Here is a 20,379-nt window from a genome sequence, read left to right on the forward strand (position 1 = left end):
CCGGCGTTACCATTGCGTAAAGGATGATGCCGGGGCTTCGATCGTTGGGGTTTTATCGGCTTGCGGCAGGATCAGGCTTGTTTTCCTGTGACTTATGGCCTGAATTAAGCCGGCGTTAACCCTGATTTCCTAGCCTGATTCGGTTTGGGGCTTCGGATAGGCAGATGGTCTCTCTCAGCGCCGTCACTCTCGATCTCGTGCAGAACGTGAGCCTGTTCGCGCTCGTGGTCGGAGGCTATGCGACCGTGACGCGGGGCGCGTTCCTGCCCGCGCGCTGGCGTCCGGTTGCGATCGGGATCGTGTTCGGCGTCGGCGCCGTGCTCGCCATGTCGCTCCGGATCGAGGTGATGGCGGGAGTCTATGTCGACGGACGCAACATCATGACCTCGCTGGTCGTGCTGTTCGGCGGCCCGATCGCGGCCGGGATCACGCTGGCGATCACCGTTCTCTACCGGCTTTGGCTGGGCGGCCAGGGCGCGCTGGCCGGTAGCGCCGCGGCAGTCGCCGCGGTGGCGCTGGGCTTCCTCTACATGGCGCTCAAGGCGCGACTTGGCTTCCGTATCAACCTCTGGTCCCTGCTGGCACTGGGGCTCGCCGTCGTCTTCGCCGGCGCTTTGAGCTTTGCGCTGCTCAATCCCGCAGGATCGGAGCAGTCGCTGATGGCGCTGCTGGTTCCCCTGGTGCTGGTCTCGCCCTTGGGCACGATGATCCTGGGCCTTGCTCTGCAGAACGAGGACGAGCACGCCCGGCTGCAATCCGAGCTGCGCGAGCAGGCGGCGATGTTCCAGACCATCTTCCGCTCGATCGGCGATGCCGTCGTGGTCGCCAATCACAAGGGCGAGATCGTCCTTTCCAACCCGGCTGCCCAGCAGCTGACCGGAATTTCGGTGACGGGCGGCGGAAAGCCGGACCTGGTCGGCTTCGCCCGCACCACCAAGGGCGACGGCAAGACGCCGTTTCCTCTGGAGGAACTGCCGCTGGTGCGCGCGGTCGCCGGCATCCCCAGCACGGTGCCGGAGATCGTGTTCCTCGACGCCCCGGCCGGCCCGCGCCTGCTCTCCGCGGTCGGACGGCCGCTGATCGACGACCAGGGCCACGACCATGGCGGCGTCGCCGTCTATCGCGACGTCAGCACCGAGCGCATCCTGCAGAACACGATCGCCCGCAACGAGCGGCGCTTCAAGGAAGCGGTCGATGCGATGGAGAACGGTTTCGCGCTGTTCGATTCCGAGGACCGGCTGCTGATCTACAACGCCGGCTTCATGAACCCCGAGCAGGAGGCCGATTTCGGCAACCCGATCGGCCACACCTTCGGCGAGCTGACCCGGGCCTTCGCCTACGGCAAGCTGTCCGCGGCCGCCGCGGAACCGGACCGCGAGAACTGGATCAAGTGGCGGCTGGAGGTGCACCGCAACCCGCCGCCGACCCCGGTCGAGATCCAGTGGAACGACGGCCGCTGGATGCGCGTGATCGAGCGGCGCACCGCCGACGGCGGCTATGTCGGGGTCTGGACCGACATCACCGCGCTCAAAGTGGCCGAGGCACGGATCCGGGACGCGATCGAGAACATCCCCGAAGGCTTCATGCTGCTTGACGGCGACCTCACGCTCCGGCTCGTCAACCAGCGCATGCTCGAGCTCTATCCGGCCAGCGCCTCGGCCTTCCTGCCGGGGAATTCGCTGGAGCAGATCCTGCGCTACGGCGCCAAGCGGGGCGAGTATCCGGGCGTCTCGTCCAGCGCCGAGGTCGAGTCCTTCGTCAAGCAGTGGCTGACGCGGTTCAAGAGCAGCGAGCCCTATTTCGGGGAAGGCGCCTTCACCGATGGCCGCTGGGTGCTGGTCAGCCATCGCCGCACCGACGGCGGCGATTACGTCAGCATCCGCACCGATATCACCCAGCAGAAGCAGCGCGAGCGGGAGCTGGCCAAGCTGCTGGAAGACCTGATGGCGGCCCAGGCGGCAACCGAACGCGCGCATCAGGAGCTCGAGCGCGCCTCCAGCGTGATGCGGGCGATCACCGACGCGGTGCCGGCCCTGGTCTCCTATGTCGGCAAGGACGAGCGCTACCGTTACTGCAACAAGGAATATCGCGACATGTTCGGGGTCGATCCCGAAAGCCTGGTCGGCCAGAAGATCACCGACGTGGTCGAGCCGGAGATCTACCAGGTGGTGAAGCCGCAGATTGACAGCGCGCTCACCGGCAACGAGGTCGCCTTCGTCCGGCCGATGATCGCCCGTGGCGTCACCCACTACGTCGAGCAGCGTTACATCCCGAGTTATGACGCCGACGGGAAGGTCGACGGCTTTTATGCGATCGCCTGGGACATCACCGAGAGCCACAAGCGCGAGCTGGCGCTGAGCCGCGAGGTGCATACGGATTCGTTGACCGGGCTGCTGAACCGCCGCGGCATGACCGAGGCGATGGAGGACCTGGCCCAGCGCTGGAAGGCCGGCGAGGGCGGCGGCGCGGTGCTGTACCTCGACATCGATCGCTTCAAGCAGATCAACGACACGCTCGGCCACGATATCGGCGACGAGCTGTTGAAGGTCTTCGCCGAGCGGATCCGCAGCGTGGTGCGCGCCTCGGACCGGGTCGCGCGCCAGGGCGGCGACGAGTTCGTGATCCTGATCTCCGCGCCGGAAGCCGAGGACGTGGCGAAGCGCGTCGCGCAATCGCTGCTGGAGCGGGTGCGCCTGCCGGTCACGATCGGGGCGCAGGAGCTCAGGATATCCACCAGCATCGGCATCGCCGTCGTTCCACCCGGCCACGCCGCGACCATTACCGGGATGCTGAAGGAAGCGGACATGGCGCTCTATGATGCCAAGGGCGCGGGGCGCGACCGCTATGCGCTGCGCCGCATGGCCTGACCGGACCGATGTCGGGGCAGCCCTGTGGAAAACCTTGACCGTATGGACAAAGATTTTCCCCGCTCGTAAGCTTTCTCCCAAGTGATGCCCGCCAATCACCCCCAGTGGGAGCGTTCGGGACATCATCGGACCGGCGGGCCAGCCGCCGGCCTTGTGACAGGAGAGGCCAGATGAAGAAGCCGGAAACCCGGATCGAGATTTCGCGCGCGCAGTTTTTGCTCACCCGGCGCCAGGCCTTGGCCGGCGTCGCCTCGGCGGCGGCGCTGACGGCATTCGGCGGCATGGCTCGGGCGGCAGAGGGCTTGAAGGTGGCGGCGGTCTTCGCGACGCCGGTCGAGGAGCCCTGGGTGCACCAGATCCACGTGGCCCTGATGCAGGCCAAGGAGAAGCTCGGCATCGACTACAAATGGTCGGAGCATGTCGAGTCCTCCGACTATGAGCGCGTGCTCCGGCAATATGCCCGCGGCGGCACCCAGCTGATCATGGGCGACGCCTTCGCCGCGGAAGAGGTGGCCCGCAAGGTCGCCAAGCAATTCCCCGAAGTCGCCTTCGTGTTCGGTTCCGGCTCCGGCCCGGTCGATCCCAATTTCAGCGTGTTCGACAACTGGATCCACGAGCCGGCCTATCTCTGCGGCCTGATCGCCGGCAAGATGACCAAGACCAACACGGTCGGCACCGTCGCCGCCATGGATATCCCGGAAGTCGCGCGGCTGACCAACGCCTTCTACCAGGGCGCCCGCGAGGCGAACCCGAACGTCAAGCGCAAGACCACCTTCATCGGCTCGTTCTTCGACCCGCCCAAGGCCAAGGAAGCGGCCCTGGCGCAGATCGCCGCCGGCGTCGACGTGATCTATGCCGAGCGCTTCGGCGTGATCGAGGCGGCCAAGGAGAAGGGCATCCTCGCCATCTCCAATATGTCCGACCAGTCCGAGCTGGCGCCCGACACCGTCATCACCGGACCGATCTGGGACATGTGGCCGACGGTGCAGGCGGCGGTGAAGCAGGTGCAGGCCGGTGCCTACACGGCGTCCGACTTCGGCGCCTTCTCCCTGATGGCCAAGCACGGCTCCTATCTGGCGCCGTTCCATGGCTGGGATTCGAAGCTGCCCGCCGATGTGAAGAAGCTGGTTGCGGACAAGCAGGCGGCGATCCTCGACGGCAGCTTCCGCGTCAACGTCGACGAGAACACCCCGCCGTCGGATTGATTCCCTCACCGACACGTCATTCACATTCCCCTCCCCCGATCTCGGGGGAGGGGACTCTCATGGGTGTCGCTTGACGCCTCTCCTCGCGATGCGCGGCATTTCCAAGAGTTTCGGCGCGGTGGCGGCTTGCCGCGGCGTCGATCTCGCCCTGGCCGCGGGCGATATCCTCGGCCTGCTCGGCGAGAACGGCGCCGGCAAGACCACCCTGATGAATATCCTGTTCGGCACCTATGCGGCCGATGCCGGCACAATCGCGGTCGACGGCCGGCAAGTCGCGATCGCGGATTCCGCCGATGCGCTGCAGCTCGGCATCGGCATGGTGCACCAGCATTTCCACCTGGTGCCGAAGCATACGGTGCTGGAGAACCTGCTGGTCGGGCGGCCGGGACGCTCCGGCGCGCTCACCAAGCGCAAGGTGATCGCCGAGCTGGAGACTCTGGACCGGGATTTCCATCTTCATCTCGATCCCAACACCCCGGTGGCGCGGCTGTCGATCGGCGAGCAGCAGCGGGTCGAGATCGCCAAGGCGCTGATCCGCGGCGCGCGCATCCTCATCCTCGACGAGCCGACCGCAACCCTGACGCCGCGCGAGGCACAGGGCTTGTTCCGCGCCTTGAAGGCGATGACAACCAAGGGCATCGGCGTCATCTTCATCTCGCATAAGCTGGGCGAGGTGCTGGAGCTCACCAACAAGATAGCGGTGATGCGCCACGGTGCGCTGGTGGCCGAACGGGAGAACGACGGTACATTGTCGAAGGCCGAGCTTGCGCGCCTCATGTGCGGACGTGAGCTCGACCCGCCGCAGAAGCCCAAGGCGATGCCCGGCCCCGCCCTTCTGGAGCTCGCGCATGTGACGACCGGCGGCAAGGGGCGGGTCGCTCTGAAGGACGTGACCTTGGAGGTCCGCGCCGGCGAAATCCTCGGCATCGCCGGCGTCTCCGGCAACGGGCAGCGCGAGCTGGCCGACCTCATTGCCGGCGTGCTGCCGCCGGCCTCCGGCACGATCGCGGTCGGCGGCGAGCTGGTGCTGGATCCGAGCCCGCGGCGGATGCAGGCGCTGAAGGTCGGCCGCGTTCCCGAAGACCGCTTGAGCACCGGCATGATCTCCAGCCTGCCGCTGGAGGAGAGCATGGCTTTGCCCTGGATCACCCGGGCCCCCTTCAGCCGCGGCGGCATGCTCGATCGCGGTGCGATCCGCCGCTTCGCCGCCAGCCAGATCCAGGGCTTCGACATCCGCACCTCCGGCCCCGAGGCGCGCACCGGCACGCTTTCCGGCGGCAATCTGCAGAAGGCGCTGCTCGCACGCGAGCTGGCGATGCAACCGAAGCTGCTGGTGGCGGCGCAGCCGACCCGCGGCATCGACATCGGCGCGACCGAGTTCGTGCACCGCCAGCTGCTGGATCTCCGCGCCCGGAACGGCGCGGTGCTGCTGATCAGCGAGGACCTGGAGGAGCTGTTCGCGCTCTCCGACCGGATCGCGGTGCTCTATGCCGGCAGGGTGATGGCCGAGCTGCCGATCGAGGCGGCGACGGTCGAGCGCGTCGGCTTGCTGATGGCTGGTGTCGCGGAAGGCGTCGGGGAGGAGAGACCATGATCCGCGTCCGTCTCGAACGCCGCACCGAAACGCCGGTCTGGATGCAGATCGCTCTGCCGATCGGCGCGGTGGTGCTGGCGCTGCTGATCTGCAGCCTGCTGGTGGCGATGGCCGGTGCGCCGGTGCTCGAGGCCTATTCCTTCCTCTTCCTCTCGACGTTTCAGACGCTCTACGACGTGCAGGACACCCTGGTGAAGGCCTCGCCGCTGATCTGGACTGGGCTGGCGGTCGCGGTGGCCTTCCGGGCGAAGTTCTGGAACATCGGCGCCGAGGGCCAGCTGATCGCCGGCGCCATGGCTGCGGCCTTCATCGGCCAGCGCGAATTCCTGCCGGAATGGACCCTGATCCCGGCGATGCTGTTGGGCGCGATGGCGGCCGGCGCGCTCTGGGCGCTGATCCCGGCCCTGCTCAAGGTGCGGCTCAAGGTCGATGACGTAGTCACCACCCTGCTCGCCAACTCGATCATGCTCTATGGCTTGATGGCCCTGCTCGAGGGGCCGTGGAAGGACCCGGTCAGCAATTATCCCAATTCGCCGGTGATCCGCGAGGCGGCGCAGTTCCCCATCCTGGCCGGCGACACCTTGCATATGGGCGTCGCGGTCTCGATCATCGCCGTCATCATCGTCTGGTGGCTGATGGAGCGCACGACCACCGGCTTCGCCATCAAGGTGGTCGGGGCCAACCCGCAAGCCGCCGCCTATGCCGGCTTCTCGGTCGGCGGCGTGATGCTGACTGCTGCGGCGATCTCCGGCGCGCTGGCGGGACTCGCCGGGGCGGGCGAGGTCGGCGGTATCCGCTACCAGGTCGTGTCGGATGTCTCCTCGGGCTACGGCTATGCGGGGATCGTGATTGCGACTCTCGCCGACCTGAAGCCGCTGGGCGTGATCCCGGCCGCCTTGTTCTTCGCCATCATCATGAACGGCGCCGATGCGATGTCGCGGGAGACCGGGGTCCCGGTCTATCTCGCCGACGTGATCCAGGGCGTTGCCCTGCTCACCATGGTGGCGGGACGGCTGTTCACGCTCTACCGCCTGCGCATCACGCGCCCAGGGTCAACGGTGGAAGTGGCGCATGGATAGTTTCGGCGCCATCCTCGACCTCGGCTTCCTCGCGGCCTTGCTCCGGATCGCGACGCCGCTGCTGTTCGCCACCATGGGCGAGCTCTATGCCGAACGCTCCGGCGTGCTCAACCTCGGCATCGAGGGCACGATGCTGCTGGGCGCGATGACCGGATTCACCGCGGCCTATTTCAGCGGCAGCCTCTGGCTCGGCGTGGTGGTGGCGCTGGCGACCGGGGCGCTGGTCGGGTTGCTGATGGCGCTCCTCACCGTGGTGCTGGGGGTGAGCCAGCATGTCTCCGGCATCGGCACCACCTTGCTGGCAAGCGGCCTCGCCTTCTTCTTCTACCGCATGATCTTCGGCCAGCCGGCGATCCCGCCCAGCGTCACCGCCTTCCAGCCGGTGCTGTTCGGCCAGACGGCGCTCACCTATCTCGCTCTCCTTTCGGTGCCGGTGACCTGGTGGGCGCTGCATAAGACGCGCTGGGGGCTTAATCTCCGGACGGTCGGCGAGAATCCGCGGGCGGCGGATACCGCCGGGGTGAGCGTCTGGTCGATGCGGATCCAGGCCCTGGTGATCAGCGGCGCGCTGATGGGGGTGGGTGGTGCCTTCCTCACGCTCTCGCAGTTCAACGCCTTCACCTTCGGCGTGATCTCGGGCCGGGGCTGGGTCTGCATCGCGCTGGTGGTGTTCGGACAATGGATGCCCTGGCGCTGCGCCGGCGGTGTCGTGCTGTTCGCCATGATCGAGGCTTTGCAGCTACGTTTGCAGGCGCATAACGTGCTGCAGATCCCCTACGAGGTCTTCCTGATGCTGCCCTTCGTGATGACAATCCTCGCCATGGCCCTGGTCTCGCGCAACGCCCATGCGCCGGCCGCCCTGCTCATTCCCTTCCGCAAGGAAGAGCGCTGAAGGCCGATTAAGCGCCTGCGTTCGCTGAAAGTCTGGAACTTCCCTCCGAATCGGTGGGGAACCTTCATCGGGGCGGCGGTTTGCTTCCCCCATGGACGGGTCCTCTCCCCTGGTGGTCGAAGCGCGGCAGGCGGCGAAGTCCGCCGGGCTGCGCTATGCCAGCGACGAGCAGCCGGGCATCCGCCGCAAGGGCGTCGGCAAGGGCTTTCGCTATCTCGACGCCGACGGCAAGCCGGTCAAGGATCCAAAGACCCTGAAGCGGATCCGGGCCCTGGCGGTGCCGCCGGCCTGGACCGAGGTCTGGATCTGCCAGCAGGCGGAGGGTCACATCCAGGCGACCGGCCGCGACGCCAAAGGTCGTAAGCAATACCGCTATCACCCCGATTTCCGCGCCATCCGCGAGGACGGCAAGTACGAGCATATGCTCGACTTCGCCGCCGTGCTGCCGAAGATCCGCGCGACCGTGGCGCAGCATATGGCGCGCAAGGACCTCAGCCGCGAATGCGTGCTCGCCACCATCGTGCATCTGCTGGAGACGACGCTGATCCGCGTCGGCAACGGCGAGTATGCCAAGCAGAACAAGAGCTACGGCTTGACCACCCTGCGCGTGCCGCATGTGAAGATCGAGGGCTCGGCGATCCGATTCCAGTTTCTCGGCAAGAGCGGCAAGACCTGGCGGCTGCAGGTCAACGACCGGCGCGTCGCCCGGATCGTGCGCGCCTGCCAGGAGCTGCCGGGCCAGCAGCTGTTCCAGTATCTCGACGCCGACGGCAACCGGCAGGGCGTCACCTCGTCGGACGTGAATGCATATCTGCGCGAGGCCACCGGCCAGGACATCACGGCGAAGGATTTCCGCACCTGGGCGGGCACGGTGCTGGCGGCGGTCGCCTTGCAGGAGTTCAGCGAGATCGACAGCCAGGCCAAGGCCAAGCGGAACCTCAAAGCGGCGATCGAGAGCGTCGCGACCCGGCTCGGCAACACCGTCACCATCTGCCGCAAATGCTACATCCATCCCGAGATCATCAACGGCTACCTGGCCGGCGATCTCGCCATCAACATCAAGGACAAGATCCACCACGAGCTCTCCCGCAAGCTGCAGGGATTGAAGCCCGAGGAGGCAGCCGTGCTCGCGCTGCTGGAGCGGCGGCTGAAATTGTCCCTCAACGACAAGCTCAAGGCATCGCTCGCGCCGCGCAAAGCGGCGTAGGCATTATTGAAACTGGAGGCTCTCATGAAACCGCTCGCCATCGTCGGCGTCCTTCTGATCGTGCTCGGCATCGCCGGACTGGTGGTCCCGCGCTTCAGCTACACCACCGAGGAGAAGGTGCTGGAGGTCGGCCCGATCGTCGCCACCGCCGAGAAGGAGCATTCGGTCCGCGTACCCGACATCGCCGGTGTCATCGCAGTGATCGCCGGCGGCGCGCTGGTCTTCATGTCGCGCCGCCGCCGCGCCTGATCCGGCGGCCCCGGCCATGGCCCAAAGCGCGGCCACGCTTCCATCCAGCCCGATTCCGCTCGGCGAGCCTTCTCCCGATGCCGAGGGGCCGCGCAGCGCGCCGGTGAACCTGCCGGCCGAGTGCAAGCCCGAGGAGCCGGAGGAGAAGAAGCCGGAATCGACGGCGGAGGCTTTAGCCAATGCCGAGAAGCCGCTGCCGACCGATCCGAAGACGATCTATCTCGGCGGGCTGTTCGCGCTGGCGGTTCTGGTGGCCTGCTATTTCGCCCAGGCGGTCATCGTGCCCTTCGTCATGGCCGTCGTGCTGAAGATGATGCTGCAGCCGCTGGTCCGGGTGATGGGGCGGTGGAACCTGCCGCGGGCCGTCGGTGCTCTGGCCGCGATGCTGGTGCTCGCCGCGGTGCTGGTCGCGCTCGGCTTCCTGCTGTCGATGCCGGCGGCTTCGCTGGGGGAGGCGATCACCCAGGGCCTGCCGCGGCTGGAAGAGCGGCTGCGCTTCCTCCAGGGACCGATCAGCGACTTCCAGGCCTTTCTCACCAAGGCGCAAGAGGTGGCCGGCGGCGGCAACGGCGAGAACCCGGTCGCGATCGAGAAGATCGGCGTCTTCGGCTTCATCTTCAGCGGCACGCGCGCGGCGATCGAGGGCCTGCTCACCACCGGCATCATCCTTTTCTTCCTGATGCTCTCGGGCGACACCTTCCTGCGGCGTGGCGTCGAGATCCTGCCGAATTTCGAGCATAAGCGCCGTGCGGTCGAGATCTCGCAGCAGGTCGAGTCCGACATCTCGGTCTACCTGCTCACCATCATCAGCATGAACGCGATCGTCGGTGTCGCCGTCGGGCTGGCGGTCTGGCTCTGCGGCGTGGGTGACCCGGTGCTCTGGGGCGCGCTCGGCTTCATCCTCAATTTCGTGCCGATCATCGGCCCGATCACCGGCATGGGCCTGCTGATCCTGGCCGGCTTCATGCATTTCCCGACACTCGGGCTGGCGCTGCTGCCGGCCGGTCTCTACCTGCTGATCCACCTGATCGAGGGCGAGCTGGTGACGCCCGCCTTGCTGGCGCGGCGCTTCACCATGAACCCGGTCGCCGTGATCGTCTCGATCGTGTTCTGGTACTGGATGTGGGGCGTGCCGGGTGCGGTTCTGGCGGTGCCGATGCTGGCGATCGTCAAGATCATCAGCGACCGGATCAAGCCGCTGATGGCCTTCGGCCACTTCCTGGAGGGCGAGGAGGAGGGGGCGGCGGCGCGCTACGTGGCGCGGCTCACGCGAAGAAGCGCTCCAGCACCCGTTCATAAACCCGACTGAGCTTCTCGATATCGGCGACCGGCACGTTCTCGTCGATCTTGTGCATGGTCTCGCCGGTCAGGCCGAACTCGATCACCGGGCAGAAATCCTTGATGAAACGCGCGTCCGAGGTGCCGCCGGTGGTGGAGAGTTCCGGCTTGCGGCCGGTAATCTCCTGCACCGCGTTGGAGAGGATCTCGGCGAGGGGCCCCGGCGGGGTCAAGAAGGCGCCGCCCGAGCATTCGACCTTGAGCTCATAGCGCGCGCCGCCCAGGGCCAGGCGCTGGCGGATCTCGGTCTCCAGGCTCTTCGGGTTCCAGGTGTCGTTGAAGCGGATGTTGAAGGTCGCGCGCGCTTCGGCCGGAATCACGTTGGTGGTCGGGTTGCCGACATCGACGGTGGTGAATTGCAGGCTCGAGGCCGGGAAATGCTCGGTGCCCTTGTCCAGGGGCTCGGTCAGCAGCGCGATGATCCGGGCCATACGATGCACCGCGTTCTCGGCGAGGTGCGGATAGGCGACATGGCCCTGGGTGCCGTAGACGCTGAGCCGGCCGGTCAGGCTGCCGCGCCGGCCGATCTTCGCCATCTCGCCCAGCACGGTCGGGTTGGTCGGCTCGCCGACCAGGCAGGCATCAAGCTTCTCGCCCTTCTTCTGCATCCATTCCAGCACCGGCTTGGTGCCGTTGACCGCGACACCCTCTTCGTCGCCGGTGATCAGCAGCGAGATCGCGCCCTCGAAACCGAATTCGCGCTTCGCCAGGAAGCGGTCGCTCGCGGCGGCGAAGGCGGCGATGGCGCCCTTCATGTCGGCGGCACCTCGGCCATAGAGCCGGCCGTCGGCGACCGTGCCGGAGAAGGGATCTTGCGCCCAGTTCTCGCGCGGCCCCGGCGGCACGACGTCGGTATGGCCGGCAAAGCAGAAATGCCTGCCGCTGCCGATCGCCTTCTTGGCGAACAGGTTCTCGACCGGCGGGCCGGCGGGGTCGTCGAATTTCAGCCGGTGGCATTCGAAGCCGAGCGGCTTCAGCGCGGTCTCCAGCACGCCCAGCGCGCCCGCATCCTGCGGGGTCACGCTCGGGCGGCGGATCAGCTCGGCGGCGAGGGCGACCGGGTCGATCATGCTCAGTCGCGCAGGAGTTCGTTGATCGAGGTCTTGGAGCGGGTCTTCTCATCGACCCGCTTCACGATCACCGCGCAGTAGAGGCTGGGGCCCGGCTCGCCGTTCGGCAGCGGCTTGCCCGGCAGCGAGCCGGAGACCACGACCGAATAGGCCGGCACCCGGCCGTAGAAGACCTCGCCGGTGGCGCGGTCGATGATCTTGGTGGTCTGGCCGATGAAGACGCCCATGGAGATCACCGCGCCGTCCTCGACCACCACGCCCTCGACCACTTCCGAGCGCGCGCCGACGAAGCAGTTGTCGCCGATGATGACCGGCCCGGCCTGCAGCGGCTCCAGCACGCCGCCGATGCCGACGCCGCCGGAGATGTGGCAGTTCTTCCCGATCTGGGCGCAGGAGCCGATCGTCACCCAGGTGTCGACCATGGTGCCGGAATCCACATAGGCGCCGACGTTGACGAAGCTCGGCATCAGCACGACGCCGGGGGCGATATAGGCGCTCTTGCGGACGACGCAGTTCGGCACCGCGCGGAAGCCGGCCTCTTGGAAGCGGTTCTGGCCCCAGCCGGCGAATTTCGACGGCACCTTGTCGAACCAGGCGGAGCGGCCATCGGGATACTCGCCGCCGCCGGGAATGAGCTCGGAGTCATTGAGGCGGAAGGAGAGCAGCACGGCCTTCTTCAGCCACTGGTGGGTCTCCCACTTGCCGTCCCTCTTCTCGGCCACGCGCACCGCGCCGCGGTCCAGGAGCTCGAGCGCGGTCTCGACCGCGTCGCGCGTCTCGCCCTTGGTCTGGACGTTGATCTTGGTGCGGTTTTCCCAGCCGGCGTCGACCGCCGCCTGCAATCCCCCGATATCCATGCTTCAGCTTCCCGTCTTCTTTGTGGTGTTGAGGGCGGCCAGCCAGTCGGCCAGCTTGTCGGTGGTGTGGTGGATGTAGTCCTCGTCGCCGGCCGGCTGCGCCCATTCGCTGTGGGTCGAGATCAGCACTGTCGTCATGCCGAGATCGGCGGCGGGTTTCAAATTGCGCGGCATGTCGTCGAGAAAGGCGGCGCGCTCCGGCGCGATGCCAAAGGTCTCGATCAGCCGGTCGAAGCTCGCGGCACTCGGCTTCGGGTCGTAATTGCCGGCGGCGATGTCGAAGATCTCGGGGAAGTGGCGGGTGATGCCGACCTTCTCCATGACGTTCTGGGCATGGGCAACCGAGCCGTTGGTATAGATCAGCTTCTTGCCCGGCAGGGCATCGAGCGCACGGTCGAGCGCGGTGTCGGCGGCGACGCCGCTGACGTCGATCCGATGCACGAAATCCAGGAAATGCCCGGGATCGACCCCGTGGTTCACCATCAGGCCCTTCAAGGTCGTGGTGTGCTCCCGGAAATACTGCTTCTGCAAGGCGCGCGCGGCCTCCCGGTCGAGATCCAGCAACTGCTCAATATAAAGGCCAATTCGCCGCTCGACCTGGTCGAACAGCCGGCACTGGGCAGGGTAGAGGGTGTTGTCGAGGTCGAATATCCAAAACTCGACATGAGAGAGATCGACCTGCGGCATGGTCCCGGATTCTCGAGAAAAACCAAGGTGGCCGGGGACATTACGGGTGGGTCGGCCGGGGCGCAACGGCACAATTCGGCCAGGGCGGGTAGTGCTAACGCGACGTTAAGGGGATTGCGGGAAACTGGTCCCAACCCGTTATTATTCCGCCAGGCGTGAGACTTGATGATCGACTACAGCAAAGCCCGGACCTTGGCGGCGGATGCCGACCCGGAGACGCGGCGGCGTCTTGCCGAGCGGTCCGACGTCCAGCCGGAGATCCTCTATTTCCTGGCCGAGGACACCGAGCCTGCGGTCCGCGCCGGCATCGCCGCGAACAGCGCCACCCCGCGCCAGGCGGACCTGGTGCTGGCCAAGGACCAGGACGTCGGCGTGCGCGAGCGCCTGGCGCATAAGATCGGCCGCCTGGCGCCGAACCTCTCCGGCGAGGAGCGGGCGCATATCCGCGAGCTCACCCTGGAAGTGATCGGGATCCTCGCCGCCGACCGGACCGCCCGAATCCGCCAGGTGATCGCCGAATCCCTCCGCCACACCAAGGACGCGCCGCTGGAGGTGATCCAGAAACTCGCCCGCGACGCCGAGATCCGGGTCGCCGGCCCGATCCTGGAATCCTCGCCGCTGCTGACCGACGCCGAGCTTATCGAGATCATCCGCTCGAAGCCGATCCAGGGCGCGCTCGAGGCGATCGCCCGGCGCCGCCGCCTCGGCACGCCGCTGGCCGATGCGCTGGTCTCGACCGCCCTGTCCGCGCCCGACGGCGTGCTGGCGGTGACCGAGCTCTTGAAGAACCACAATGCCGAGATCGATCCCGCGACGATGGAGCGGATCCTCGACGTGGCCCCGGGCTTCGGCGCCTGGCACGGTCCGCTGGTCGAGCGGCCGAAGCTTTCCGGCGGCATGATGCGGCGGCTCGCCGCCTTCGTCTCCAAGGCGCTGCTCGGCGTGCTGAAGAAGCGCAAGGACGCCGATCCCGAAACCGTGGCGGCGATCGTCACTGAGGAGGCGCAGCGCCCGGCCGAGGAAGCCACGGAACCCGCGGCCGAAGTCGCGTCGACGCTCGCCGCAGCGGACGAAGCCGATGAAGACGTGATCGACCCGCCGGTCGGCGAAGCGGCGATCGAAGCCGCAATCGCGGGCGAGCAGTTCCCGGCGGTCCGCGCCGCGGTCGCCCGCGACAGCGGGCTCGCGCTCCCGGTGGTGCGGCGGATCCTGGCCTCGGTGAGCGCCAAGGCGATCACCGCGCTGGCCTGGAAGGCAGGCTATTCGATGGATCTGGCGGTGGCCCTGCAGTCCGGCCCCGGCGGCATCGCCGCCGACCAGCTGCTGCAGCCGAAGGACGGCGGCTATCCGCTGAGCGATTCCGACATGGAATGGCAGCTGGAGCTTTCCCTGGCCCCGGCCGATGCGGCTAAGCGTCCGCGCGCCCGCCGCGCTTTGGCCTGATCGACCGGAAGGTCCTGACCGACCAGACCGCCACCCGCCGCCGCAACCGCCGCGCCGCCTTGCGCGCCGGCAGTTTCTCGCGCTGATCCTCGAGCTCCAGGCCGACGGTGCGGACCCGGCCTTCGCGAATCGAGCGCACCACCAGCTCGACCTCGCCCAGGCGCACCCGGTCGCCGACCACGGCGATCTTGCCGAGGCGCTCGTGCATGAAGTCGGCCAGGGTCTCGCCGCTGCGGTGCGCGCCGAGATCGAGGCCGTAGACCACCGCGAGCTCGTCCACCGCGCCGTCGCCGGACAGCATGAACTCGCCGAAGCCCTCGGGCTCGACCTCGGCCAGCTTGTGCTCGGCGAACAGGCGCTGGGCGGCGGCGATCTCGACCGGCGGCAGGATGGCGATCACATAGTCGCCGACCTCAGGCTTCGCGTCGCGGAAGTCCTCGACCGGCTTCTCCTCGCGGATCGCGGCCAGGACCTGGGCATTGCCCGGCAGCCCGAGCGTGCCGTAGCTGTGGCGCAGCGCCCGGGCGCCGGGCTTCACGCGGAAGCCGGCCAGCTCGCGCTCCGCCTTCGGGCCGAGGCCGAGGTCCAGCGGGTCATGGCCGGCATCGTCCTCCGGCACGGTCAAGCCCAGGAAACGCGCGGCGCGCTGCACCGTCCAGCCCTGGACCAGCAGGGAGACCAGGACCACGACAAAGGCGATGTTGAAATAGCGCTGGGCGTCGGGCACGCCGGCCAGGATCGGGATCGAGGCCAGGAAGATCGGCACCGCGCCGCGCAAGCCGACCCAGGCAATGAAGCCCCGCTCCGGCCAGCTGAAGCGGAAGGGCAGGAGCGCGATCGCCACCGAGCCCGGCCGGGCGATCAGGATCATGGCGAGCGCGATGGCGATGCCGTAGGGCAGGTCGGCGAGCAGCCGCGACGGCGTCACCAGCAGGCCCAGCAGCAGGAACATGGCGATCTGCGACAGCCAGGCCAGTCCGTCCAGGAAACGGGCGATCACCTGCTGCGCGCGGTAGGGCGCGCGGGCCAGCACCATGCCGGCGATATAGACCGCGAGGAAGCCGCTGGCATGGACCAGGTTGGCGCCGCCGAAGATCAGCAGCGCCCCGGCCACGATCAGGATCGGGTAGAGCGCGGCGGTGAGGTTCAGGCGCTCGACCAGCCAGCGCAGCGCGAAGCCGCCCGCCAGACCGATCAAGCCGCCGCCGATGAAGCCGATCGCCAGTTCCTCCAGCGCGTACCAGCCGGGGGAGAGTGCCGGGTTCAGCAGCAGCTGGACGCAGACCAGGGTCAGGAACACGGCCATGGGGTCGTTCATGCCGGATTCCAGCTCGAGCGTGCCGCCGACCCGGGCATTGACCGCCGCGCCCTTGCCGTGGAGGAGCATGAAGACCGCCGCGGCATCGGTCGAGGCCAGCACCGAGCCCAGGAGCACCCCTTCCAGCGGCGAGAGGCCCATGAAGAGATGCGCCAGCCCGGCGATGGCGAAGGCCGAGAGCAGCACGCCCAGGGTGGCCAGGCTGAAGGCCGGCCAGAATACCAGCCGGACCACGTCGCGCGGGGTGCGGAGCCCGCCTTCGAACAGGATGATGGCGAGCGCGATCGACCCGACCGCGAAGGTGGAGCGGTAGTCGGCGAAGGCGATGCCGAGCACGCCGTCCTCGCCGGCCAACATGCCGAGCAGCAGGAAGACCAGCAGCAAGGGCGCGCCCAGGCGCGACGAGACCATGCCCGCGAGAATGCTCAGCAGGATCAGCAAGGCGCCGATGAAAATGAACTGATTGACGAGTTCCATGGCCCCTGCCGGATCACCCCCTGGCATCCGTGAATGGCAGACCGGGGCCGGTGTCGCAAGGGAAGATGCGGCGCGTGTTTTCGCGCGCGGCCCACGTAGGGCCGGCGCGTTTCGCCCAATCCGGGAATTGGTGGAGCGCTTACTACCTAGGTTGGAGGGAGCGGCCGGAGGATTGCCCTCGACCGCATGGCTGCGCTGATTTAGTGTCTGATGTCAGGAACATGTCTTCAGTCGGGAGTGAACGCATCTAACAATCAGCCAGCACTGGGAGGGAAAGCATGAAGAAGCGCGAAACCAAGCGTCCATCAGATCCGTCACGTCGCAAATTCCTGCGCAACGCCGCCACGGCGGGCATCGGCGGCGCCGCCGCGCTGGCCGCGCCGCAGGTGGCGCGGGCGCAGGATCCGATCAGCATGAAGTGGCAGAGCACCTGGCCGGCCAAGGACATCTTCCACGAATACGCCCAGGACTTCGCCGCCAAGGTCAACAGCATGTCCGGCGGGCGGCTGAAGATCGAAGTGCTGCCTTCCGGCTCGGTGGTGAAGGCCTTCGACCTGCTGGATGCCGTCAACAAGGGCACGCTCGACGGCGGCCACGGCGTCGTCGCCTACTGGTACGGCAAGGAAAACGCCCTCGCGCTCTGGGGCTCGGGGCCGGCCTTCGGCATGGATCCCAACATGCTGCTCTCCTGGCACTACTACGGCGGCGGCAAGGAGCTGCAGCAGGAGATCTACTCCAACCTCAACATGAACGTGGTCTCGTTCCTCTACGGGCCGATGCCGACCCAGCCCTTGGGCTGGTTCAAGAAGCCGGTCGCCAAGGCCGAGGACCTGCAAGGCCTGAAGTTCCGCACCGTCGGCCTCTCGATCGACATTTTCACGGCCCTGGGCGCGGCGGTGAACGCGCTGCCGGGCGCCGAGATCGTGCCGGCGATGGACCGTGGCCTGCTCGACGCCGCCGAGTTCAACAACGCCTCGTCGGACAAGGTGCTGGGCTTCCCGGACGTCTCGAAGATTTGCATGCTGCAGAGCTTCCACCAATGCTCGGAGCAGTTCGAGATCCTGTTCAACAAGGCGAAATACGACGCCCTGCCGGAAGACCTGCGCGCGATCATCACCCAGGCGGCAAGCGCGTCCTCGGCCGACATGTCCTGGAAGGCGATTGATCGCTATTCCAAGGACTACGAGGCGCTGAAGGCCGACGGCATCAAGTTCTACAAGACGCCGGATGCGGTCTTGAAGGCCCAGCTCGATGCCTGGAGCAAGATCATCGAGAAGAAGTCGGGCGAGAACGCGATGTTCAAGAAGGTCCTGGAATCCCAGAAGGCCTATGCGCAACGCGCCGGCAAGTGGCAAGGCGACACGCTGGTCAGCATGCGCATGGCGTATAACCACTTCTTTGCCGAAGGCTGACGGCGGGGACCGAGACCCCGGGTCCGGCGCGAGACCGGACCCGGGATTGACCGAGGGGACGGCTGCTGGGTAAGGCGCTCGATTTCATCGATGGGCTCAGCACCTGGTCCGGGCGTGCCTGCGCCTGGGCGATCGTCGCGCTCACCCTGATGATCAGCTACGAGGTGTTCTCCCGCTACGCGCTCCATGCGCCGCATGCCTGGGTGTTCGACGTCTCGGCCATGTTTTACGGCCTGCTGTTCATGATGGCGGGCGCCTACACGCTGGCGCACAGCGGGCATGTGCGCGGCGACGTGCTCTACGGCTTCTTCCCCGCAAGGCTCCAGGCCTCGATCGATCTCATCCTCTACATCGTCTTCTTCATCCCCGGCATCGTGGCGATGGTCTGGGCCGGCTGGTTCTTCGCCGCGGAATCGCTGGCGATCAACGAGCATTCCTCGATCTCGGCGGACGGGCCGCCGGTCTGGCCGTTCAAGTTCGTGATCCCGATCGCCGGCGCGCTGCTGCTGCTGCAGGGCCTGGTCGAGATCGTGCGCTGCATCCGCTGCCTGCAGACCGGCAAATGGCCGCGCCGCTCCACCGACGTCGAGGAGGTCGATGTCGATAAGCTCAAAGAGATGGTCCATGTCAGCGACAAGGACATCGCGGCGCTCGACAAATATGTGACCCCCGATCAGCCCCATGGGGACGGCGCGGCAACGGGTGGGCCGAAGCCGTGAGAAAGGAGCTCTGGTTCGGCCTCATCCTGATGGCGATCATCCTGGCCGGCACGGCCTACATCCTGCCGGCGCCCTCCGAGATGACCCGCGGCCATCTCGGCCTGCTGATGCTGGCGCTGGTCGTCGTCACCATCATGCTGGGCTTCCCCACCGCCTTCACCCTGATGGGCATGGGGATGCTGTTCACCTGGTTCGCCTTCGATTTCAACACCGAGCTGGCGCTGGACCTGATGGTGCAGCGGACCTACGGCGTGATGACCAACGACGTGCTGATCTCGGTGCCGCTCTTCGTCTTCATGGGCTATCTGGTCGAACGCGCCAACCTGATCGAGAAGCTGTTTCGCAGCCTGCATCTTGCCACCGCCTGGCTGCCGGGCAGCCTCGCGGTCGCGACCCTGGTCACCTGCGCGATCTTCGCCACCGCCACCGGCATCGTCGGCGCGGTGGTGACCCTGATGGGGCTGCTTGCCTTCCCGGCGATGCTGAAGTCGCGCTACGACATCCGCCTCTCGGCCGGTGTCATCACCGCCGGCGGCTGCCTCGGCATCCTGATCCCACCTTCGGTGTTGCTGATCGTCTATGGCGCCACCGCCGGCGTCTCGGTGGTGCAGCTCTATGCCGGCGCCTTCTTCCCCGGGCTGATGCTGACCGGGCTCTATATCGGCGCGGTGATCATCCTCTCCTGGCTGAAGCCCAGCCTCGCTCCGCCGCTGCCCCAGGCGGAGCGGGAGGTGAAGCTCTCGCCCGTGCTCGCGGCGATCTCCGGCGAGCAGCGCCGGCCCTGGGCGCCGATGGCTTTGCTCGCCTCGGCCTTCGGCCGCAGCGCGGTCTCGCGCCCGCGCGCCTTCGGCGAAGTGGCGCTGATGATCATGCCGCTCGCGACCTTCGCGCTGCTGATGGGCCTGGTCTATCGCGGCGTCACCGCGCCGGTCGAAGCCGCCGACAACGGGCTGCATGAGATCGGCACAGAAGAGTCCGGCAGCTTCGAGAGCGGCGGGCTGGAAGAGCCGCCGATGACCGGCGGATTGGAGGAGCCGCCGATGGAAGAAGGCGGTCTCGCCGAACCGCCGCAGGAATCCGGTGGTCTTAGTGAGCCGCCCGCCGCACCGGCGAGCCCGGCACCGGCCGGCGAAGCGCCGGCAGTTGCTGCAGCCGAAGCCACGCCGGCGCCGGCGGCGTTCTGGTGGGTGCTTGGCGTCGGCGTGCTGGGCCTGGTCGTGTTCTACGCAATCCTCAATTTCCAGCGCTACCAGGTTTACCGCATGCTGCTGCAGAGCTTCGTGCCGCTCTCGGTGCTGATCCTGGCGGTGCTGGGCTCGATCGTGTTCGGTTTCGCGACCCCAACGGAAGCCGCGGCGATCGGTGGCCTGGGCGGCGTGCTGCTGGCAGCGCTCTATCGGCAGCTCAATCGTCGGGTGCTGACGGAATCAGTGTTCCTGACCGCCAAGACCTCGGCCATGGTCTGCTGGCTGTTCGTCGGTTCGGCGATCTTCTCGGCGGCCTTCGCGCTCCTGGGCGGCCAGGAGCTGATCGAGCGCTGGGTGCTCGGCATGGACATGACGCCGCTCCAGTTCATGCTGCTCTCCCAGGTGATCATCTTCATCCTGGGCTGGCCGCTGGAATGGACCGAGATCATCGTCATCTTCATGCCGATCTTCATTCCGTTGTTGGAGCACTTCGAGATCGACCCGCTGTTCTTCGGGCTGATGGTAGCGCTCAACCTGCAGACGGCGTTCCTCTCGCCGCCGGTGGCGATGGCGGCCTTCTACTTGAAGGGCGTCTCGCCGCCGCACGTGACCCTGAACCAGATCTTCACCGGCATGATGCCCTTCATGCTGATCCAGGTTCTGGCGATGTTCCTGCTCTACGTCTGGCCGGAGATCGGGCTGTGGCTGCCGCATATTTTGTATGATTGAGGCGGCGGCGCCACGCACCCCCCACCTGGCCTTCCCCCGTATCGGGGGG

At 67.1% G+C, this 20,379-nt stretch carries 16 protein-coding genes; 12 read left to right on the top strand and 4 right to left on the bottom strand.

Translation table 11 applies throughout. The features are described from left to right. Positions 1-164 precede the first annotated feature (164 nt). From ACH2CY_RS13285 to ACH2CY_RS13320, 8 genes are all read left to right on the top strand, one after another. Positions 165-2,867 (top strand): diguanylate cyclase domain-containing protein, encoded by a 2,703-nt coding sequence (locus ACH2CY_RS13285; RefSeq protein WP_395019736.1) that lies wholly within the window; start codon positions 165-167, stop codon positions 2,865-2,867. A 170-nt stretch (positions 2,868-3,037) separates the two neighbouring features. Continuing rightward, entirely contained in the window at positions 3,038-4,072 is a 1,035-nt protein-coding gene (locus ACH2CY_RS13290) for a BMP family protein (RefSeq protein ID WP_395019737.1), read from the top strand. Positions 4,073-4,142: 70 nt separating this feature from the next. Then, complete coding sequence (locus tag ACH2CY_RS13295) at positions 4,143-5,666, top strand: ABC transporter ATP-binding protein (protein WP_395019738.1); 1,524 nt, start codon at positions 4,143-4,145, stop codon at positions 5,664-5,666. Further along, positions 5,663-6,745: an ABC transporter permease gene (locus tag ACH2CY_RS13300; RefSeq protein ID WP_395019739.1), complete on the top strand. Its 1,083-nt coding sequence runs from the start codon at positions 5,663-5,665 to the stop codon at positions 6,743-6,745. Before ACH2CY_RS13295 ends, ACH2CY_RS13300 begins: the two co-directional genes overlap by 4 nt. Then, on the top strand, positions 6,738-7,637 hold the full coding sequence (locus ACH2CY_RS13305; protein ID WP_395019740.1) for an ABC transporter permease: 900 nt from the start codon (positions 6,738-6,740) through the stop codon (positions 7,635-7,637). Before ACH2CY_RS13300 ends, ACH2CY_RS13305 begins: the two co-directional genes overlap by 8 nt. 91 nt (positions 7,638-7,728) lie before the next feature. Further along, a complete protein-coding gene (locus ACH2CY_RS13310) occupies positions 7,729-8,844 on the top strand; it encodes a DNA topoisomerase IB (protein ID WP_395019741.1) in 1,116 nt (371 codons plus the stop codon). Positions 8,845-8,868: 24 nt separating this feature from the next. Further along, positions 8,869-9,093 (top strand): hypothetical protein, encoded by a 225-nt coding sequence (locus ACH2CY_RS13315; protein ID WP_395019742.1) that lies wholly within the window; start codon positions 8,869-8,871, stop codon positions 9,091-9,093. Positions 9,094-9,109: 16 nt separating this feature from the next. Then, on the top strand, positions 9,110-10,402 hold the full coding sequence (locus ACH2CY_RS13320; protein WP_395019743.1) for an AI-2E family transporter: 1,293 nt from the start codon (positions 9,110-9,112) through the stop codon (positions 10,400-10,402). Here the strand turns inward: ACH2CY_RS13320 and dapE are convergent. From dapE to ACH2CY_RS13335, 3 genes are read right to left on the bottom strand one after another with little or no spacing between them, the layout of a single operon-like run. Further along, positions 10,359-11,501 carry a succinyl-diaminopimelate desuccinylase gene (dapE, locus tag ACH2CY_RS13325; protein ID WP_395019744.1) on the bottom strand — a complete coding sequence of 381 codons (1,143 nt, stop codon included), beginning with the start codon at positions 11,499-11,501 and terminating at the stop codon, positions 10,359-10,361. The genes ACH2CY_RS13320 and dapE overlap by 44 nt on opposite strands. A gap of 2 nt (positions 11,502-11,503) precedes the next feature. Beyond that, complete coding sequence (gene dapD / locus ACH2CY_RS13330; RefSeq protein WP_395019745.1) at positions 11,504-12,358, bottom strand: 2,3,4,5-tetrahydropyridine-2,6-dicarboxylate N-succinyltransferase; 855 nt, start codon at positions 12,356-12,358, stop codon at positions 11,504-11,506. Between the two features lie 3 nt (positions 12,359-12,361). Then, positions 12,362-13,045 (bottom strand): pyrimidine 5'-nucleotidase, encoded by a 684-nt coding sequence (locus ACH2CY_RS13335; protein WP_395019746.1) that lies wholly within the window; start codon positions 13,043-13,045, stop codon positions 12,362-12,364. 165 nt (positions 13,046-13,210) lie between these two features. Between ACH2CY_RS13335 and ACH2CY_RS13340 the strand changes: the two genes are divergently transcribed. Then, entirely contained in the window at positions 13,211-14,488 is a 1,278-nt protein-coding gene (locus tag ACH2CY_RS13340) for a DUF2336 domain-containing protein (RefSeq protein ID WP_395019747.1), read from the top strand. Here the strand turns inward: ACH2CY_RS13340 and ACH2CY_RS13345 are convergent. Next, a complete protein-coding gene (locus ACH2CY_RS13345; RefSeq protein ID WP_395019748.1) occupies positions 14,454-16,283 on the bottom strand; it encodes a potassium/proton antiporter in 1,830 nt (609 codons plus the stop codon). The genes ACH2CY_RS13340 and ACH2CY_RS13345 overlap by 35 nt on opposite strands. Before the next feature lie 278 nt (positions 16,284-16,561). Here ACH2CY_RS13345 and ACH2CY_RS13350 point away from each other — a divergent pair, with 278 nt between their 5' ends. From ACH2CY_RS13350 to ACH2CY_RS13360, 3 genes are all read left to right on the top strand, one after another. Then, complete coding sequence (locus tag ACH2CY_RS13350) at positions 16,562-17,695, top strand: TRAP transporter substrate-binding protein (RefSeq protein ID WP_395019749.1); 1,134 nt, start codon at positions 16,562-16,564, stop codon at positions 17,693-17,695. A gap of 149 nt (positions 17,696-17,844) precedes the next feature. Next, entirely contained in the window at positions 17,845-18,414 is a 570-nt protein-coding gene (locus ACH2CY_RS13355; RefSeq protein ID WP_395019750.1) for a TRAP transporter small permease subunit, read from the top strand. Then, on the top strand, positions 18,411-20,330 hold the full coding sequence (locus ACH2CY_RS13360; protein ID WP_395019752.1) for a TRAP transporter large permease subunit: 1,920 nt from the start codon (positions 18,411-18,413) through the stop codon (positions 20,328-20,330). Before ACH2CY_RS13355 ends, ACH2CY_RS13360 begins: the two co-directional genes overlap by 4 nt. Positions 20,331-20,379 lie beyond the last annotated feature (49 nt).

This window comes from Dongia sp., from assembly GCF_041905885.1.
Classification (GTDB): domain Bacteria; phylum Pseudomonadota; class Alphaproteobacteria; order Dongiales; family Dongiaceae; genus Dongia.

Excerpts from the sequence above, each read along its gene's own strand:
- ACH2CY_RS13285 (WP_395019736.1), top strand. The coding sequence starts at position 165 with ATGGTCTCTCTCAGCGCCGTCACTCTCGATCTCGTGCAGAACGTGAGC.
- ACH2CY_RS13290 (WP_395019737.1), top strand. The coding sequence starts at position 3,038 with ATGAAGAAGCCGGAAACCCGGATCGAGATTTCGCGCGCGCAGTTTTTG.
- ACH2CY_RS13300 (WP_395019739.1), top strand. The coding sequence starts at position 5,663 with ATGATCCGCGTCCGTCTCGAACGCCGCACCGAAACGCCGGTCTGGATG.
- ACH2CY_RS13305 (WP_395019740.1), top strand. The coding sequence starts at position 6,738 with ATGGATAGTTTCGGCGCCATCCTCGACCTCGGCTTCCTCGCGGCCTTG.
- ACH2CY_RS13310 (WP_395019741.1), top strand. The coding sequence starts at position 7,729 with ATGGACGGGTCCTCTCCCCTGGTGGTCGAAGCGCGGCAGGCGGCGAAG.
- ACH2CY_RS13315 (WP_395019742.1), top strand. The coding sequence starts at position 8,869 with ATGAAACCGCTCGCCATCGTCGGCGTCCTTCTGATCGTGCTCGGCATC.
- ACH2CY_RS13320 (WP_395019743.1), top strand. The coding sequence starts at position 9,110 with ATGGCCCAAAGCGCGGCCACGCTTCCATCCAGCCCGATTCCGCTCGGC.
- dapE (WP_395019744.1), bottom strand. The coding sequence starts at position 11,501 with ATGATCGACCCGGTCGCCCTCGCCGCCGAGCTGATCCGCCGCCCGAGC.
- dapD (WP_395019745.1), bottom strand. The coding sequence starts at position 12,358 with ATGGATATCGGGGGATTGCAGGCGGCGGTCGACGCCGGCTGGGAAAAC.
- ACH2CY_RS13335 (WP_395019746.1), bottom strand. The coding sequence starts at position 13,045 with ATGCCGCAGGTCGATCTCTCTCATGTCGAGTTTTGGATATTCGACCTC.
- ACH2CY_RS13340 (WP_395019747.1), top strand. The coding sequence starts at position 13,211 with ATGATCGACTACAGCAAAGCCCGGACCTTGGCGGCGGATGCCGACCCG.
- ACH2CY_RS13345 (WP_395019748.1), bottom strand. The coding sequence starts at position 16,283 with ATGGAACTCGTCAATCAGTTCATTTTCATCGGCGCCTTGCTGATCCTG.
- ACH2CY_RS13350 (WP_395019749.1), top strand. The coding sequence starts at position 16,562 with ATGAAGAAGCGCGAAACCAAGCGTCCATCAGATCCGTCACGTCGCAAA.
- ACH2CY_RS13355 (WP_395019750.1), top strand. The coding sequence starts at position 17,845 with ATGATCAGCTACGAGGTGTTCTCCCGCTACGCGCTCCATGCGCCGCAT.